The organism is Hymenobacter segetis (genome assembly GCF_054776495.1).
Genome location: NZ_BAAHBV010000002.1, coordinates 745,387 through 763,426 on the forward strand (window position 1 = coordinate 745,387; position 18,040 = coordinate 763,426).

Annotated in this window: 9 protein-coding genes and 1 riboswitch; of the genes, 3 read left to right on the top strand and 6 right to left on the bottom strand. The window is 64.4% G+C overall.

The features are described from left to right. Nucleotides 1-158: 158 nt before the first annotated feature. Entirely contained in the window at nt 159-1,685 is a 1,527-nt protein-coding gene (locus ACYU70_RS13660) for a DNA integrity scanning protein DisA nucleotide-binding domain protein (RefSeq protein ID WP_342300860.1), read from the top strand. A gap of 220 nt (nt 1,686-1,905) precedes the next feature. Here the strand turns inward: ACYU70_RS13660 and ACYU70_RS13665 are convergent, their stop codons facing one another. The 3 genes from ACYU70_RS13665 to ACYU70_RS13675 form a co-directional block, all read right to left on the bottom strand. Further along, complete coding sequence (locus ACYU70_RS13665) at nt 1,906-2,403, bottom strand: PaaI family thioesterase (RefSeq protein WP_342300858.1); 498 nt, start codon at nt 2,401-2,403, stop codon at nt 1,906-1,908. A gap of 16 nt (nt 2,404-2,419) precedes the next feature. Next, the gene (locus ACYU70_RS13670) at nt 2,420-2,977 is read right to left on the bottom strand and encodes a PPC domain-containing DNA-binding protein (protein WP_342300857.1); all 558 of its coding nucleotides are present in this window, start codon (nt 2,975-2,977) and stop codon (nt 2,420-2,422) included. Between the two features lie 102 nt (nt 2,978-3,079). Then, nucleotides 3,080-13,108 carry a beta strand repeat-containing protein gene (locus ACYU70_RS13675; protein WP_460616024.1) on the bottom strand — a complete coding sequence of 3,343 codons (10,029 nt, stop codon included), beginning with the start codon at nt 13,106-13,108 and terminating at the stop codon, nt 3,080-3,082. 370 nt (nt 13,109-13,478) lie between these two features. On the opposite strand from ACYU70_RS13675, the gene ACYU70_RS13680 reads away from it, so the two are divergent. Beyond that, nucleotides 13,479-13,835 (top strand): hypothetical protein, encoded by a 357-nt coding sequence (locus tag ACYU70_RS13680; RefSeq protein ID WP_342301593.1) that lies wholly within the window; start codon nt 13,479-13,481, stop codon nt 13,833-13,835. A 102-nt stretch (nt 13,836-13,937) separates the two neighbouring features. Here the strand turns inward: ACYU70_RS13680 and ACYU70_RS13685 are convergent, their stop codons facing one another. The 3 genes from ACYU70_RS13685 to ACYU70_RS13695 form a co-directional block, all read right to left on the bottom strand. Continuing rightward, a complete protein-coding gene (locus ACYU70_RS13685; RefSeq protein ID WP_342301591.1) occupies nt 13,938-15,197 on the bottom strand; it encodes a hypothetical protein in 1,260 nt (419 codons plus the stop codon). A gap of 8 nt (nt 15,198-15,205) precedes the next feature. Beyond that, nucleotides 15,206-15,991: a hypothetical protein gene (locus ACYU70_RS13690; RefSeq protein WP_342301589.1), complete on the bottom strand. Its 786-nt coding sequence runs from the start codon at nt 15,989-15,991 to the stop codon at nt 15,206-15,208. Nucleotides 15,992-16,120: 129 nt separating this feature from the next. Further along, nucleotides 16,121-16,699, bottom strand: a complete 579-nt coding sequence (locus ACYU70_RS13695) for an RNA polymerase sigma factor (RefSeq protein ID WP_342301588.1) — start codon at nt 16,697-16,699, stop codon at nt 16,121-16,123. A 207-nt stretch (nt 16,700-16,906) separates the two neighbouring features. Further along, nucleotides 16,907-16,995, top strand: a riboswitch (SAM riboswitch). 269 nt (nt 16,996-17,264) lie between these two features. On the opposite strand from ACYU70_RS13695, the gene ACYU70_RS13700 reads away from it, so the two are divergent. After that, a complete protein-coding gene (locus tag ACYU70_RS13700; RefSeq protein ID WP_342301587.1) occupies nt 17,265-18,023 on the top strand; it encodes a phosphoadenylyl-sulfate reductase in 759 nt (252 codons plus the stop codon). Nucleotides 18,024-18,040: the final 17 nt, after the last annotated feature.

An 18,040-nucleotide genomic window follows, 5' to 3' on the forward strand; every position in this document is an offset into this window, starting at 1 on the left:
GGGGTGGTTGTGGGCGTTGGTTGACAACTGCTGACACTACTGCGAAAACTGTTCAACGCCCACAACCACCCCCGTTTCAGCTTCGCTGAAACATCCCCTCCTTGGTAAGGAGGGGAGTTTTTTCGCTTGCCACCCCTCGCCTCTCTCCTGCCCCACCCATGCTCTCCTCCTGCTCCTTCACTGCATCTAAGTTGCCCGCCGTTATTACCCCGCCCGCCCAAATCTGGCCCCACCAGGTGCGCTACCGCGAGGGTGCCCAGGCCTTGGCCCAGGACTTATTCGATGCCCTCGATGACGACCTGAAGCCCTTTGTACTGCTGCTGGCCCTGCCCGCCGACGACGCGCACCCCGCCCGCTGCCTCGAGCCCGTGGATACCGGCCTGCCCGCCGCCGCATTTTCCGATGCCGTGGCGCGGGGCCGCGTGAAGCAACTCACCACTCCCTGGCCCTTCCCCGACCGCGACGACGTGACGGCCGCCACCATCCGGCGCAAGCACCAGGGCATCGGCATCCGGGACGCGGTGCAGGAAACCCTCAACGAAATTGACGAGCAGGGCAACTACGTGCATTTTTCCGGCTGGCCGGTGGAAATCAACGGCTACTTCGTGGTGACGGTGCTGCGCCTGCTGCGCAAGCCGCTGCGGACGTATCCGTCGCTGCAACCGGCCCGCTACTACACCGACGGTAAGCCGCTTGCCGCGTCGCTGCTGCTGGCGGCCGTGCACCGCTTCACCGAGGAAGGCGTGAAGGCCCTGAGCGAGGCCGAGCCGGGGGCCAGCATCTTCGTGCGGCCCCGCGAGAGCGAGGAGCTGCTACGCGCCGCCGGCAAGACTTTTCTCGACACGCCCGCCCAAGCCCTGGGCCTCGACCCTTCCGTTATCAAGCTGTTTGCTACCTGCAACACAATCAGCAGCCTGCGCTACGAGGGGGCAGAGGGTGTGGGCAAGCTGCTGCTGGCCCGCCGCGGCCACCCCAACATCGAGGAAATCTTCGCCCTCACCTGCCCCACCGAGCTCACCGACTACCGCGCCGTGCGCAAGCTCCTGGAGATGACCACGCCCGACGTGCACCTGCTCGCCGACGGCGAAAACGTGTACGCCCTGGGCAAGCAAATAGGCCATTACGATGCCGTGCGCGAGGATTTGTTCGTCATCAGCTTCGTAACGCACTACGCCTGGGAGCTTCAGCACGCGGGGCACGTCCTCATGCGCTCGCACTACGGCCTGCCCGGCCTGCCGCGCACCCGCCTCAGCCGCACAGCCTTCCGCAAGTCGCTTAAGCGCACCTTCGCCCTCACCGATGCGCCCAAAGTGGAGCGCCTCTGGGACGTAGTCCTCGAAGCCAGCCGCCAAAAGCACGGCACGCTTCTGGTCATCACCACCGAGGCCCTGGCCGAAGCCGACCGCCTCAAGCTCCAATGCACGCTCATCGAGCCCGTGCCGCTCACGCCGCTCATCACCCGCCTCGTCACCAGCATCGATGGGGCCGTGCTGCTCGACCCCGAAGGCTACTGCTACTCCATCGGCGTCATTCTCGACGGCCGTGCCTCCGGCCGGGGCGACGGCACGCGGGGGGCGCGCTACAATTCGGCCCTGCGCTACGTGGAGAGCTCGGATTATCCCTGCATCGCCGTGGTGGTGAGCGAAGACGGGATGGTGGACGTGATTTCGTCGGTGCAGGAGTAAGCACCTGTCATTGCGAGCGAAGCACGGCAATCCGTCCTCTCATCCGCGACCAGCCATGAGATGTGACAACCGAAGGTCAGCGAAGCTAAAGTTTTTTTTACCAACAGAAAGCCCCGATACTGCGAAGTGTCGGGGCTTTCTGGTATAAGAAGGTGTCTGTCTTTGACAGGACGGATTGCCGCGTTCCGCTGCGCTCCACTCGCAATGACAAACGAAGGGACTACTTCTTCGCCCGAAACGACCAGGTCAGCCTAAATACCGCCACCACGTCGCCGGCCTCATCCACGCCGGTGCTGGTGCATACCACGGTGCGGCCTTCGCCGGTGGCGCGGCTTTCGGCAATGGCCTGGGCGATAAGCGGGCCATCGGGGCAGGTGAAGGCGATAAGGCCCACGGCTTTTTTCGTAAAATCGCCTTGAATGCCGACTACCAGCATCGAAACAGGCCCGCCAGCCTGCACCTGCATCATGGCCTGCACGCCGCTGGCAAACTCCGCCGCCATGGCCAGACAGGCGAAATAGAGGCTGCGAAACGGGTTCTGGGTAAGGTATTTGTAGCGGATGGTGACCGTGGCCGATTCCGGCGTGAGCTGCGTGAGGCGCAGGCCCGCCAGCCACGCCATGGGCAGCTTGCGCAGCATAAACAGCCGCAGCTTCAGCGGATTCAAAACCTGGCGGCGGAAGGCGGCGGCTTGCAGGGGATCGGTGGCAGTGGTCATGGGGCGAAGGTACGTTTTAGTGTTTGCGCGCTTTGCCCTTTTCATCGGCCGGACTTGAAACCGGGCCGGGGGCTGGCCGCACCACCAGTTCCTGGTAGCCAAACGTGTCGTCTTTTTCGCGCCGAAACTCTAGCTGCGGCAGCTCGCCCAGCACGATTTCGGCGGTGGTGTACACCTTGCAGCCATCCAGCAAATGCCCGCCGATGGTGCGCCCGGTGCTGTCTGAAACGGCCAGGTGCAGGTGCGAGCCATTGGTGGAAAGTGTGCCGACCAGCGACACAATCTCGAAATGGCCTTTATACACGCTCGGTGCTTCCTGATTGGCCAGCCGTAGCGTAGCCACCGTGAGGCTGCCCACGCAGGTAATCATGGTGCCGGCCAGGATGTGGTTTTGCTGCGCGAAGGCCGTGAGCTGCTGGCGCAGGTCATCGCCGGGGTGCAAGCGCAGGGCGTATGTTTTGAGGGCGGAATGTTGGGCGGCGGGCACGGCGAACATGGACGGAAGCGGAGTAGTGGGCTGCGCCAGCAGCGGCCCCGCCGCCAGCTCCAGCCCCGCAAGAAGTAGCAGTTTCATGGTCGAAGGTAGTCAGCGCAGCCCCGCTCCCACCTCATTCCAAAACAACAACGCCCCCTGACAAAAGCCAGGGGGCGTTGGGCAATCAAGAGCAGGTGGCGGTTATTCCTTCACTACCTTCAGGTGCTGAGCGGGCTGGCCGGGCAGGGCCAGGTGCACGAAATACACGCCACTGGCCAGGCTAGCCAGCTCCTCGGGCAGCTCCACCTTGTTGGTACCGGCTTGCAGCGTGGCCGTGCCCTGCTTCAGCAGGGTGCGGCCGGCGGCGTCGGTCAGAGTGAGCTGGGCCGGGGCGGCGGCAGTGCCCAGGGGCACGTCCACGGTCAGGGTGAGGGACTGCCGGAACGGGTTGGGCGCGGCCGTCAGGCGCAGGGCCGTGGCCTCGCTCGTGCCGAACGTTACGGTGCGGACGGGCGAGAACGTGGCCGTGCCATCCAGGTCAAGCTGGCGCAGGCGGTAGTAGCGCAGGCCGGCTTTGCTGGCTTCCTGGTCGAGGAAGGCGTAGGCGCGCGGGGCCGTGCTGCTGCCAGCGCCGGCCACAAAGCCCATCTCGCGGAAGCTGCGGCCGTCGGTGCTCACCTGCACTTCAAAGCCCCGGTTGTTTTTCTCGCTGGCGGTGGTCCAGGCCAGGGCCGCGTTGGTGCCCTGGCGCTCGGCGGTGAAGCTGCTCAGCTCCACGGGCAGCGGGGCTTGGGCGTCGCCCAGCGTCCAGACGGACAGGTGGTCGAGGCCAGCCTTGCTCACGGTGTGGGCCGAGGTGTTTGGAGTGCCGCCCGCGTAAGCAAACGGCCCGGCCACGGTGGGAGCACTGAAGAGGCGCAGGTTGCTTTCGCTGATGCTGTTCAGCTCAAACACCGAATTGTTGTAGCCAAATACCATGTCCACGTTCAGGTTGGTATCGTTGACGGGCGTGATGGTAAAGCGGCGGCGGATGCTGCGGCTGCGGGGGCCGCCGGCCGGCGTCACCCCGTAGAGGGGCGTACCGGTGCTGCGCATCACTGTGGTCAGGCCCGGCAGCGTGGCCGGGGTCACGTTGTCGGCTTTCAGGGCGTGCGTGGTCAGCGTGAGGCCCAGGCCGGCAAAGCTGCTCGTGCTGTTGTCGGTGCTGAGGTCGGCGGCGGGTACCTCCACATCGCCCAGCACGAAGCTGGTGCTGGTTTCGGTGATGGTGGCACTGCCGGTCAGGCTGATTTTATGGCTGTTGGCCAGCACGTAGGTTTTCAGAATGCCGCTGGTCAGCACCAGGGCATTGGCTACCGTTTGGTTGGTATTCACGTGCAGGGTATCGGCCTTGTTCACCGTTAGCTGGAAGAAGCTCAGCGGCTGGGACCCGTCCAGGTTCTGGGCCACACTGCCCACGAAGGCCACGGCGCCCCCGGTCAGGGTGGCGTTGGCAGCGGGCGTGTTGTTGGTCAGGTTGCCGTACACGCTCAGCAGGCCGGCGCTCTGGGCCAGGCGGGTGCCGTTGTCCAGCGTCAGGCTACGCACTTCGGCGGCGGCCGTCGTGCTCAGGTTCGGGTAGTTGGCGAGGCCGGCTGGGATGAGGGCATCCACGGTGCGGGAGGGCACGCAGGCCGTCCAGTTGGCCGGGTTGAACCAGTTGCTGCCGTCGCCGGAAGCAGCCCCCGTGTAGGTGGTAGTGGTGCAGGCGGCGGCGGTGCCCACCGAAACGGTGGTATTAGCCGTGCAGGCGTTGGCATCGCGCACCGTCACAGTGTAGCTGCCAGCCAGCACACCCGTGAAGGTGTAAGCGCCGGCCGTGGCTACAGCAGGCAGGAAGGTGGTCCCGTCGAGGCTGTACTGGTAGGGGCTCGTGCCGCCGTTGCCGGTGGCCGTAACCGTGCCATCGTTGGCACCGGCGGCGGTTTCATCGGTTTTAGTGGCCGTCACAGCCGTGGCCGAAGCCGGAGCCGTGATGGTAACCGACTGCGCCGCCGAAGCCGTGCAGAACTGGCCCTTCACCAGCACCTGGTAGGTGCCCGCAGCCAGGCCCGTGAACGTGTAGGGGTTGGTGGCACTGGCGGTATAGCTCGTTCCGTTGTCGATGGAGTACGAATACGGAGCCGTGCCGCCCGCCGCCGTCACGGTGATGCTGCCCGTGCCGCCGAAGCAGGCCACGTTGGTTTGCGTGGTGCTGAAGGTGGGCAGCGGGTTCACCGTGATGGTGATGGGCGTAGCCGGGCTGGTGCAACCGCTGCTGGGGTAGCTGGCGGTTACGTTGTAGGTCGTGGTCGTGGTGGGGTTGAAGGTGATGTTTGAACCCGCTACCGAGGCCGTGGCCGGGTTGCCGACTACGGTGTAGGTGGGCTGGTCAGTGCGGGTACCACTTACGCCTACGTTGTCAATGGCCCAGTATAGGCCGTAAACGCCTGCATAGCGGAAGCGGATTTGTACGCTGGCCTGGTTGAGGGCCGCTGCTGGCAGGGCCACGGTAGTGGCTGGCGAAGCGCCACTGCTGGTGCCCACATCGGAGCCCGTGTAAGTAGCAAAAGCCGTCCAGGTAGTACCATCGGTGCTGTATTCAATGCCTGCAAAAGTATCGTTCGAGAAGCTGTTGTAGTACTGCTGCACCGAAAGGGTGGCGGCGGTATAGGCTAGGGTGCTGAAGGCCGGCGACACCAGCGTGGTGTTGGTGTTTGAACCGATGCCCCCGTCGTCGCTATCAGCAATGAAGAAAGACCCGGTGCCGCTGTTCGACGGCCCGTTATAGCTGGTAGGATTGCCGGCACGAGTGCCGGTGAAAGGCGCTGCCACTCGCTTAAAGCCCGTTATGGGCAACCCCGTATTGGTGGTCGTGAAGCCATTGGCTCCGCTGTCAAAGTCCGCCGTGGACAGAATCGTCTGCCCGGTCAGCGTGACCGCATTCGTCGAAGCCGCGACCACCGTGCTGCCACCGGCGCAGTACGCGGCAGGGGTACTGGGGGCCAGGGTCGGCGCGTTCGGCGTGGGGTTCACCGTAATGCTTACCGGCAGCGTGGCCGAGCAGCCGGTGGTGCTGTTGCCGTCGTTGGCGCTCACCGTGTAGGCCGTGGTACCTACTGCCGCCCCGCTGAACGTGATGGTCGAGCCGCTCACGGTGGCATTGGTGGCGGGAAGGATGCTCAGGTTGGTATAGGTGCCGGGCACAAAGGTGAGCACCGTGGAGCCGCCCGCGCAATACGAAGGAGTACCGGTGTAGCTCAGCGTCGGCGGAGTCGTCACGTTCACATCCACCGCCATGCGGGCACTCTGGCAAGGTCCCGTTACCTGCCAGTTGTAGAAGTAGAAGTAGGTAGTGGCCGTGGTGCCAGCGGTGATGGACACGTTGCCGCTGGGCGAGGTGTAGGGGAAGCCCCCGCTGGATGTCTCCCGCACCAGCGAGGTAAAGGTGCCGCTGGTAACCAGACGCAGGCCCGTACCCGCCGGCACGTTGTAGTTCAGGTTCACGGTGTAGGCCGTGGCGCCTGTGCCGGCCGGGTAGCTATAGGTGCCGGTCAGGCCCGGAATCAGGGTCCCGGCGCTGTTTTGCACCTGAATGGTGACCGAGCCAGCCGCCCCGTTCGGGTAAATATTCACCGATTTCAGGATGAAGGCCGAGGCTGCGGTGAACACCAGCCCGTTGCTGGTGGTGGTGCCAGCGCTTGCAGTCGGGGCCGCCCGACCTACGCTCTCGCTGCCCGCGTTGGGCGTACCGGCGGCCGCGAAGTACTGACGGCTGGCCGTCACGTTGGGCGAATAGCTGTTGCTGGTCGCCAGTATCGTCGTCGAAGTATTCGTGTCGTACCAGTAGATGGTGCTGCCCGCGTTGGGCGTCGCGGTCAGCGTCACGGTGCCGGGGCCGCAGCGCGTCACCGGCGAGTTCGTGGTCGTCACCACCGGGTTGCTCACGGCCACGGTCACCAGGTTGGAGGTGGCCGTGTTGCTGCCGCAGGTAGCCACGGCTTGGTAGTAAGTGGTGGCCGTGATGGCCGGAGCCACAAACGAGGCCTGGTTGGCGCTGCCCGCAAGGTCGGCGAATGGCCCGCCCGCGCTGCTGGCCGACTGCCACACGAAGCCTGAAGTAGCCCCGGTGGTGCCGGTAAGGGTGAGGGTGGGGCTGCCGCCCGGCGAGTTGCAGTAGCTGCCGGGGTTGGCCGATGCCGAGCCGGCCGCCAGCGGCGTCACGGTCAGGGTCACGGTGGTGGTGTTGGAGCAGGTGCCGTCGGTACCCGTCACGGTGTAGGTGGTGGTGGCGGCGGGCGTGAAGGTGATGTCCGAACCGCTCACCGTGGCCGTAGCCGTGGGCGTTACCGAGTAAGTGGGATAGCCGCCGAAGGTGATGGTGGTGCTGCTGTTGGCGCACACCGTCGAGGCCGGGGCCGCCGGCGTGACGGCCGGTGGCGTGGTCACGTTCACCTGAATAGGCGTGCGGGCAGTGGGCTCGCAGCTAGTGGCGAAAGTCAGGTTGAAGAAGTTGTTGTACGAAGTGTTTGACGTGCTGCTGGTACCGGCAGAACTATACGAATGCGTCACCGAGATAGGCCCGCTGGTGAGGGGATAGCTGCCCGTGTAGTTGCCCGCAGCGTAGCGCACGAAGCCGGCTGCATTGGCAGGGTTGCTCAGCTTGTAGCCGCCAGCGGCCAGGGCAAAGCCCAGCGGCACCGTCACCTTCGTGCCGACTTCGGCTGCCGTAAAGGCCCGGCTCACCACCGCGCCGCTCACGGCCGTACCCGCGCCAGGGTTGCCCCCGGCCACGGTATACAGCTGAATGCTGCTCGTGCCTGCCACCGTCGGGTACACGTCCACTGACACCAGGGTGCCAGCTGTGGTCACGTTGAAGCCCAGGGCATAATCAGCGACCGTAGTACCGGCCGAAGTACCGTTGCCCACGTTGCTGGCCAGGCCGGCCACGTTGGTCGCCGAACCGTTGTCTTTAGCCCCCACGTAGTAGGTGGTGGTGCCCGTCACGCTCACCGTGGCCGATGGCCCCGTAGCGAAAGCGGTGCCGCCCGTGGCGGCCGTGTAGTACTGCGCCGTGGCGCCGCTGCTGGCCGTGGCCGTCAGGGTCACGCTGCCTGCGCCGCAGCGCGACACCGGCGTGTTGGTGGCCGTGATGGTCGGGTTGGTTACCGTCACGGTTACCGTGTTGGAGAAGGCTGAGCTGCTGGGGCCGCACACCGACTTTGCCTGGAAGGAAGTAGTGGCCGTGAGGCTGGGCGTCACGAAGGGCGAACCCGTGCCAATAGCGGCTGTGTAGCCGTCGGCCGATGAGTACCAGGTGAGGGTACCACCGGTGGCGCCGGTAGCCGTGAGCGTGGCCGTGGTGGGGCCACAGCTGGTGGCGGGCGTCACGCTGGCCGTGCCCGGTGCCAGGGGCTGCACGGTGCGGGTCTGGGCAGCCAGGTTGTCGTTGCCGGTATTCTGGTCGCCGCTGGCCGTGGCCGATACGGCGAAGGAATAGGTGCCGGGCAGGGTCATGTCGAGGGTGCCGGGCAGGGTAATGTTCACGCTGGCCCCGCTGGCCAGCGGAGTGCCGCCGGGGTTGCCGGCGTTGGTGCTCACGGTAGTCGTGAAGGTCTGCGTCACTGCGCCGCTCACGCTTACGGTCACCGTCACGGGGCTGGCCGTGAAGTCAAGCACGTTGGTGGTCGAGCTGTTGCGCACGGTCACGGTCACGACCTGGGCGGCACTGTAGCAGGTGCTGCCGGCGGCCGGGGCTACCAGGGCGATGGGCTGGGCATCGAGGGCCACGGCGGGCACCTCGTCGGCCCCCATCCAAGGCGTGGTCGTGCTGCGGGTTTCCCCATCAATGTCTACCGTCACGCCCGCGATGGGCGTGCCGGCGGCCAGCGCCACGTTGGTGGTGTGCAGGTCGGTGGCCGCCAGGAAGCCGGGGTCAATGTTCTTGGAGTTCGCATCCTGGCCGGTGCCAGTCGTGGCCTGGAAGGCGGCCAGGGTAGTCAGGTCGGTACCGGAGGTAGTATTGGTGCCCGTGCCTCCGATGTTGCCCAGCACCCCTTGCGTACCGCTCACGAAGTAGTCGTTGTAGTCAATCGGCGCAAAGGCCGTATTGGCAGACGTGCTATAAAACGCAAATGCTTTGGGCGTGCCGCTAGCAGCCGAGCTGTTGATGGAGTTAACGAAAATGTTGTTGCGGATATCCAGCACCGTAGTTCCCGTGCCTACGTAAAGCGCTGCCGACATCAACGCAGCCGATGCCTGGGGAGCAGTGCCCGTCAGATTCACCGAATTATAATAGAGGTTGATGCCCCCTTGCCCGCCATTGTAGATGCGAATGCCTGTGATGCCCGCATTGGAGGAGCTGTTGAGGTTCGTCCAGCCCGCGCCCGTGATACCGGCCACGAAGTTGTTGCGCAAGGTCAGGTTGGCCGTGGTGCTACCCGTGCCGACGTCGATGCCGTGGCCGCTGTAACCGTTGGTGGTCGTGGCAGGGCCGACATTCAGCACCTTGTTGCGGTTCACCAGGCCGCCCGTGAAGCCCGTGCCCAGTAGCAGGCCGTAGGTATCCGAGGCAAAGGTGGTGGTGATGCCGGTAATGGTGTTCTGGCTAACCGCAGCCCCGGTCACGCCCGCCGGGAAGCTCATCCCGACCGGCGCAGTAGCTGAAGTAGCCACCACGTTCTGCACCAAGTTGCCTGTGACGGCCGGCGAAGTGGCCTGCGCCACGAAAATGCCAAACACGCTGATATTGGTAGCCGTGGCGGCCGTAGCGGGGCCAACGACGTTGTTGGTGATTTGCAGGCCCGTGCCCGGCGTGGTAGCATCAAGCCCCACCACAATGCCTTGGGAGGCACCCAGCACCGTGTTGTTATTGATAACGATGCTGTTGGCGCTGCCGCCGGTGCTCAGGTTGTAGGTGGTGCTGCACACCAGCACCCCGGTGCTGGTGCCGCTGCTGTTGGCAGCTCCCTGCAGGTTCAGGTTGCGCACCTGCACGCCTACGGCCGGCGCGGCCGGCGTGCCGGCCACCCACACCAGGGCGGCGGCCGTGGCCGTGGCGCTGGTGTTGCTCAGCGTCAGGTTGCGGGTGGTGCCGCCGGCCGTGTTCGAGCCGTCGAAGATGATGTATGAGCCGCTCGTTGTCTTAAAAGTCGAGGTCGTGGTGGCGTTGGTGAACGCCGTAACCACGCCCGTGTAGGGCTTGATGGTTAGCGTATTGGTGGCGCTGGCATCGGCATTGGCCCCGAAGTTGATGGGGTAGGTTTCGGTGCCCTGCGTGTTGCTGAACAGCAGGAAGCGCACCGGCCCGCCCAGGCCGCTGCTGTTGTAGGCCGCCGCCGCCGCCGTGAGGGTGGCAAACTCCTTGGTAGGGTCGGGCGAGGTGCCGGCCGCCGCGGTGCCCAGCACGTAGTAGTCGCCGGAAAGCGTCGGCAGAATGAGGTAGCTATTGGGGCTGCCGGGGGCCGTGCTGCCGGGCGGGTTGGTGCCCGAGCCACCTGCGGGGCTGGTGCTCGCATTACTGTTGGCGCTTGCGTCCTGGGCGGCCACGTAATACTGCACGGTGCTGCCCACTGCCGCCCCCGGAATGGTGAAAGTGTAGCTGCTGCCGCTCGCGGTGCTGGCCGCCACGCTCGTGTAGGCCCCGGTGGTGCCCACGCGGTAGTAAAGCAGCGGCGCGCCCGTGCCGGTGGCAATGCCGCTGGCATCGGTGATGGTGGCCGTGAGCGTGCGGCTGGCCGTGCTGGCCGTGCTGGCCAGCGCGGTGTAGGTGATGGTGGGCGGGGTCAGGTCGTTGGGCATGAAGCTGCCTTCGTCGGCCCCGATGTCCGGCGTGCTCGCGTCGCGGGCGTCGCCGTCGTAGTCGGTGGTGATGCCGCTCACGGGTGCGCCGTTGCTCTCCACCTGCGTGACCACGGAAGGGTTGATGTGCAGGAAGGTGGGGTCGGTGCCGGTGGTGCTCAGGAAGGGCGGGTTCTCCGATACCGAAGCCGCGTCGCGGGGTGTCACGCGGTTTTTGTAGACGGCCAGCGTCTGGTCGCTGTTGGTGCCGTCGTTGAAAATCAGGTTCGCGGCCGAGGGTGTACCGGCCCAGAACAGGTTGTTGTTCGAGGTGCTGGCGTAGCTGGTGAGCGTGGTGCTGCTGCGGCGGTAGGCTACCGTCAGGCCCGCGCCCTTCGCCGTCGAAGTGTTCACCACGATGTTGTTGCGCAGGTCCAGCGTGGGGGTGGTATTGGCAAAGATGCCTGAGGTGCCGAAGGTGGCAGCGCTACTGGTGGCATTCAGGTAAATGGTGTTGTAGTAGGCGTTGACCGTAGTAGTAGGTCCGGTAGCGGTGCTGGTGATGTTAAGGCCCGCAATAGCTGTGGTGCTGGAAGCAGCCGGCGTGCGCAGGTCGCCAATCAGGTTGTTGTTTACCGGGTAGGTAGTGCCGCCCGAAATGGTGATGCCGTTGGCAAAGCCCGCCGCGCCGGTGGCGCTCAGGTCGTAGATTTTGTTGCGGGCAATGTTGGTGCCCGTGGCCCCGCCCGTCAGCAGCGCGAGGCCCGTCACCGTGCCGCTGCCGCTGCTGATGGCCAGCCCCCCAATGGTGTTGCCCGTGACAATCTGCGCATCGGCAACCACGGTGTTGATGCTGATTCCCCGAACAGTGTGCGTGGTGGCCGCGCTGGTGCCGCTCACCGTGAGCCCCGTAATGGTGTTGTTCGTCACCGTTTCGGCCACCGGCGACCCAAAGTTGTAGTACCCGTAAAGCGTCAGGGCGGGCATCGTGCTACTGCCCGTCGCCGTGACGCTGTTGTCTTTAATCGTGTTGCCCGTTACCACCACCGCCGGACTACCCGCCGTGGTACCACCGCTGGCTTGAATCCCGTAGAACAACAGCGAGAATGCGCTGCCCCCGGTGTAGGCCGTGGTTAGCTTGAGGTTGGCTACGGTATTGTTGCTGATGTTGGTGGTGCCGGTTGAGAGGTTATTGATGCCTGCCATAAGAGCCCCACCGTTGGTAACAGACGTGACCACAATGGAGTTGGCGTTGCTAACGTCGCCGATGGTGTTGCCCGTGACGTTGCCAATGTTGGTATCGCCGGCTGACACGTAGATACCCGAAAACACCCCATTACTGGAGCCCGAGCCGCTGGTTGTGTTTAGCGCAATCCGGCGAATGGTATTGCCCTGAAGGCTACTGGCTGTGCCCGAGGAAAAGGCCGCCTGAATGCCTACAAACTTGTTGGCGTTGGCGCCGGCCACCGTGAAGGTGCCGCTCGCGGCACCAGCGGCTGCCCCCCCAATGGCGTTGCCCGTGATGGTATAGCCAGCGCCGGTCCCGATGAAGATGCCGAAGTACGTATTGCCAGCGGACGATGTGCGGGTAGTCGTCTGGTAAATGCTGTTGTTGGTGATGCTCCAGGCCGTGTGGCCATTGGCGTTGGTGCCCGCCAGGTAGATGGCCGCAGCATTGGCGCTGGCCAGGAAGTAGTCGAACAGCTCGTTGCTGTCAATGATGTTGCCGCTGTTGGCCGCGCCCGCTGTTGCCGTACCAAGCGAAAAGATGAGGAACGTGGGCGTAAGCGTGCCGCTCGAGGTACTAATCCGGTTATTCAGCAGCGAGTTGGTGCTGTTGCCCCCACCACCTGCCGTGCCGGTACCAAAGTATACCACCCCGCTTGTGGTGGAGGAAGTGATGCCCTGCACCTGACAGTACTGCACGGTGTTGTTGTTGGCATTGTTCACAAACTGAATGGTGGTGCCGCTCGCGTTGGTGTTGGCCACGAGCAGGCTGGCCGTGGTGCCCGTACCCCCGGCCCGGCCATCGAGCACCAGCGATTTGCCGCCGTTGATGTTAAGGATGGCCGTGCCATTGCTCCCCGTGATGCTGCGTCCGGTAGCGCCGGCCGCCGGCCGCACGGTCACCGTAGCGCCACCCGCCGGCACCAGTTTGTATTCAATGGGGAAGGTTTCGCCGGTGCTGACGTAGCCGCTTTGCAGCTCCAGAATGACCGAGCCGCTGATGCCGTTGGTGTTCACGGCTGCCATCGCGGCGGTGAGCGTGGCGTAGTCAGCGCCGGTTGGCCCCACGCTTTTCGTGCCTGTGACCTGGGCCCAGGCGCTGCCCACGTTGCCCAGCAGCGCTACCAGTATCAGAAAAGCCAGCCACCAGAGCCGGGCAGTAGTGGGCCGCGCCATGCGCTGCCCGAAGCGTAAAGGTTTTATCATACAGCAACAAAAAGGGGAACAGGAAATAAATGAATGACGGATGGAAAGCTGCAACGACCATTCCGGTAATAATGAGCAGCTTGAGCAACAGTACAGCCCTTAAAGCTACTGGAGTCGCCCGTGTTTTTCCTAATTATTGGGGTTAAATGTCAATTTTCCCCGACAAAGCGCCGTCGGGGCTAGGCGGGGTGGTGCGCTGCCTCCCCCAGGGCCAGGGGCCGTGCCCACGGGGGACAGGGGGCGTCCCCCCCAGGGACAGGGGTCGTCCCCCCAGGGATAGGGGTCGTACCTACGGGGGCATGAGGGCGATGCCAGGGGGGCGGGCCGGGTGCCGGGGCCAATTGTTTTTTTACTTACGTTTGCCCGGCCGGTGGGCCCGCAGAACTACTTCCGTCCCAACCAACTCATCACGCAGGCTGCCCTGCCCCTGGCCAGCCAGAACACGGCCCCCGTGGCCCTGGCCAAAATCGACGGCGTGGCCGTGACCCAGGGCGACGAAAAGGGCCACGTCGACGTGGCCTGGCACGGCAGCAGCCGCGCCAAAAGCTACGTGGTGCGCTATGGCCTGGGCGGCGGCCCCGACAAGCTGACCGAAACCAAAGTCGTCACCAAATCGCGCCTCAGCCTCTACGGCCTCGCCAGCGGCCAGGAAGGCTGGCTGAGCGTGTACGCCGTGGGCGCCGAAGACGGCCCCCCTTCCGCCCCCGTGCGGTTTATGGTGCCGTAAGGAATAAATCAGGGGTTAATAGCCAAGGGCTGCCGGGTGGGGACTATCATTTAATGATGACAGTCCCCACCCGGCAGCCCTTGGCTATTAACCCCGCTGCTCCTACTTGCTGAAGCGCACCGTGCCGTAGCGCACTCTGATGTTCACGTTGCCGGCTCCCCGGGCCGGGGCGGCGGCTCCAAACGTGCCCAGCACATCGCTCGTTTGCGGGCCGTTTTCCTGCGAGAGCACGCGCACCAGGTTTTTATCAACCAGCAGCTGCCCTTGCTCAGTGCTCACATCGAAGCGGAAGGCCGGAGCCTCGGCAAAGCCTAGGCGGATGGTGCTGAAACCGCCGTCGAGGTTCACCTGGCGGAAGTTGGCGCCCATGTCGCGCACCACGAAATCGGGGCAGTAGCGCAGGGCCATATCGAGGGCTTCATCGAGTTTTTCGATGGTGAAGCGCGAGTAGCCCGACGAGCCGCGCAGGTTGCGCACGGTGCCCAGGGCCACGTCGCCGTACTTGCTGTGCACGGTCAGGTCCTGCACGGTGCCGATATCCACGTCGGAATAGTTGTTGCGCAGGTCCACCGTCGTGCCCGTATCGAGGCGCAACTGGGCGTAGCTGGCATCAATGCTGGCGCGGCCGGCAAAGGCAATGCGGCAGTCGCCGTTGGCGATGCGGATGAGGTTGCGCGGGCCTTCGAGGCGGGCGGTACGCAGGGTGCCGTACTCCACGGCCAGCTCGGTGGGGCCGCTCACATCACCGGCCACAGTCACCTCGCCAAAGTTATTGTAGATTTTCAGGGCCGTGGTACGGGGCAGCCAGATGGTGTAATTCACCTCGTAGCGGCAGCCGCCGGCCCGGCCGCGCAGCGCGGGGCCAAACTGCGTACTCACGGCCACGCCACCGGTTTTTGCGTCGTAATCGAGCCACTGCACGCCCAGCGCATCCAGAATCTGGCGGGCCCCGGCGTCGCTTTCGGAGCGCGCCACCAGTTCGGCATCGACCTTTATTTCCTTCTTATTCCAGGGGTTAATCTGCACTCGGCCGTAGCGCGTATCGAGCGAAAACGGGCGGCCGGTTTTCGGCACCGCGTAGCTGCGCACGAGGTGGCGGCGCTGTTCCACTTGCAGGCTGGCGCTGCCCTGGCCGTCGGTCTGGTCCACCAGCGGGTTTTGCTGCGGGCCCTGCTCCTGCTCATCGCCACCAAACAAAGCGGCTTCGGCGCGGCGGGCTTCAGGGGTGAGAATATTGATGGCTACGCCGGGGCCCACCACCACCCAGCGGGCCTGGCGGTCCTGCGCCTGAGCACTACGCGGGCTCAACAGGCCCAGCAGCCCGCCGCACAGCGCCAACAGGCGGCTTACTCGGAAGACCATGTGCTGGTTCATTCGGCCTGGCGCCGGCTATCGGCCAGCACGTAAGAACTGGTGTTGGGAGCTGCCTGGGCCGTGTTGCCCAGGTTCAACTGCCGGTCCAGGATGTCGAGGCGGATTTGCAGGTTGCGGTTCATGGCCGTGAGCACGGCATCGGGCTGCGGGTGGTGCAACAGCTGCTGCTTGAGCTCGCGGTAGCTGGAGTCCAGCGACACCAGCTCGTGCTGCCAGTCAGCATTCATGGCGGCCATGCCGGGGCCGCTCAGCTGGCTCAACTCGGTTTGGCGGCGGGCCAGCTGGTTGGTATAGTAGGCTTCCATGCCGCGCACAGCGCGCACCAGCTGGCTATCGGCCCCGGTGGTGTGCTCGGCGGCGGTGAGGGAAAGCGGGTTGCCGCCCTGGTACAGGGCCGCGTCGGGTTCATTAGCAGCGGTGCCAAGCGTAGCGGCGGGCGCGGCAGCCACGGCCGTTTCGGGGGCGGCGCTGCGAGATTTCCAGGCTTCGCTGGCCCCAGCGGCAAACACGAGCAGGACCAGAGCCGCCGCTACGCCGTAGCGCTGAAACCAGTGGAGGCGGGCTTCGGGCTGAGCTACAGGAGCCACTGCCGCCACGGGTGCCACAAAGGGCACTTCCAGCGCCGCGGCAACGCGCATGGCCGGGGTTTGGGGCGCAGGGGCAGCAGCGTTTAGCTGCTCCTCCAGCGCGGCCCAGAGGTCGGGGCGTGGCTCGTGGGTGTCGAAATCGGCGCGGTGCCGCTCGACGAAGGTTTCAAGAGATTTATTTTTGAGGGTATCCATGAATGAGTAGCAGACGCACGGTTCGTCCAGGTTCAGGGCGGGCCACGGGGCTATACGAAAACCGCGGCCGGGCGAAAAAGGATGAAGGGTAGTTGAAAGGTTAAATGACTAGCGATAACGGATAAAAACTTAGCTAAGGCCGCGCTGAGCGGCTAATTCGCGCAGCCGAACCCGCGCCCGGCTGTACTGTGATTTAGAAGTAGATTCGGAAATTCCCAGGATGCCGGCGATTTCCAGATGGTCGTAGCCTTCGAGCAAATACAGGCTGAGCACCACGCGGTAGCCATCGGGCAGCTCCTGAATGCAGCGACGCAGCACGTCGGCGCGGTAGTGCATATCGGCCTCGTCTTCGGGCGAGTGGGCGGCGGTTTCGGCGGGCTCTTCGTGGTGCTGCTCGCCCAAGGGCACCAGTGCCAGCCGCCGCTGCCGCAGGCAGTTAATGCTCTTGTTCACCACAATCCGCTTCAGCCACGCCCCGAACGACGAGTCGCCCTTATAGCCGCTCAGCTCCCGAAAAGCGCTCAGAAACGACTCCTGGAGCACATCCTCAGCCTCGGCGTAGTCGCCGGTGATGCGCAGGGCGGCGTTGAACATGGCCTTGGAGTAGCGCCGGTAAATTTCGGCCTGGGCCTGGCGGTCGTTGAGGCGGCAGCGCTCCACCAGCGGAGCGTTGATGTCGACGTAGGCGGAATGGGCGAGGGCTTCCATTGCAGAAAACGGGGTATTTAGAAGTGCTTAAGCAACCCATAGACCAAGCGTTGGGTTCAGGGGTTGCACGGCAAATTACGCGGCGAAAGCACGGCCGCCAAACCTTTTGCGCAGTGGCCAGTTTCATCACCGCGAAACAAAATTTTGGCATTTCGCTTTTTTGTCTTTTACATTTGCCCCAGCAATCCTCGTTTGGGGCGCTATTCATTTTTATACAGAGGCGCGGAGAGACAGGCTCGACGAAACGCCGGCAACCCCCACCAGTTGGAACGGTGCCAAGTCCTGACATATAAAAACGCCGTGAGCACATCCACCAACCGCCGCCTGCACCCCACCACCCTCGCCGCTTCGCGCCGAATGTGCTGTTGCATGCCCCGTCCCCTGGCCTATATGCTGGGGGCAATTGCTGGTTGTTGAACTAGGGCTTCTCTTCCGGCGGCTGTTGCGACGGCCACCCCGCTATCCCTTTTGTGGTGATTGATTCATTGCGCGACGCATAGCGGGTTTTTGCGGCCTTCGCGGCCCATTCTGGTTTTTTCTACGGAGAAAAACTCCCCTTATCATCATGGCATTACCCCTTGAAAGCCAGGTCGCTGACCTGCGCCGTTACCTGCCCGAATGCTCGGTGCCGGAAACCCTGGCCCTGCTGGCCGACCACTTCCCCGGCCGCGTCTCGTTTTCCACCTCTTTTGGTTTGGAAGACCAGATTATCACGCACTTCATCTTCGAAAACGACCTACCCATCCGGGTTTTCACCCTCGACACGGGCCGCAATTTTCAGGAGACTTACTCGACCTGGAACAAGACCCTGCTGCGCTACGAAAAGCCCATCGAAGTCTTCGCCCCCAACGGCCCGGCCATCGAAGAGCTGACCCGCCAAAAAGGCCCCAACAGCTTCTACGAGAGCATAGCGAACCGGAAAGAGTGCTGCAACATCCGCAAGGTGGAGCCGCTGAGCCGCGCCCTGGCCGGCCAGCAGGTGTGGGTAACGGGCATCCGCGCCGAGCAGTCGCAGAACCGCCAGACCATGCACCCGGCCGAGTGGGACGCCGGCCACGCCCTCATCAAAGTGCACCCGCTCTTCGACTGGACGTGGGCCGAGTGCGAAGCCTTCGCCCAAGCCAACGGCATCCCGGTTAATCCGTTGCACCAGAAAGGTTTCGTAAGCATCGGCTGTGCGCCCTGCACCCGGGCTATTGCTCCGGGTGAGGACTTCCGCGCCGGCCGCTGGTGGTGGGAAGATGCCGCTGCCAAAGAGTGCGGCCTCCACGCCACCGCCGCTCACCAGGGCCTCGACCCGGTGGTGGAGCGAATGCCGGGCTAGGCCCGAACCGATGCGCC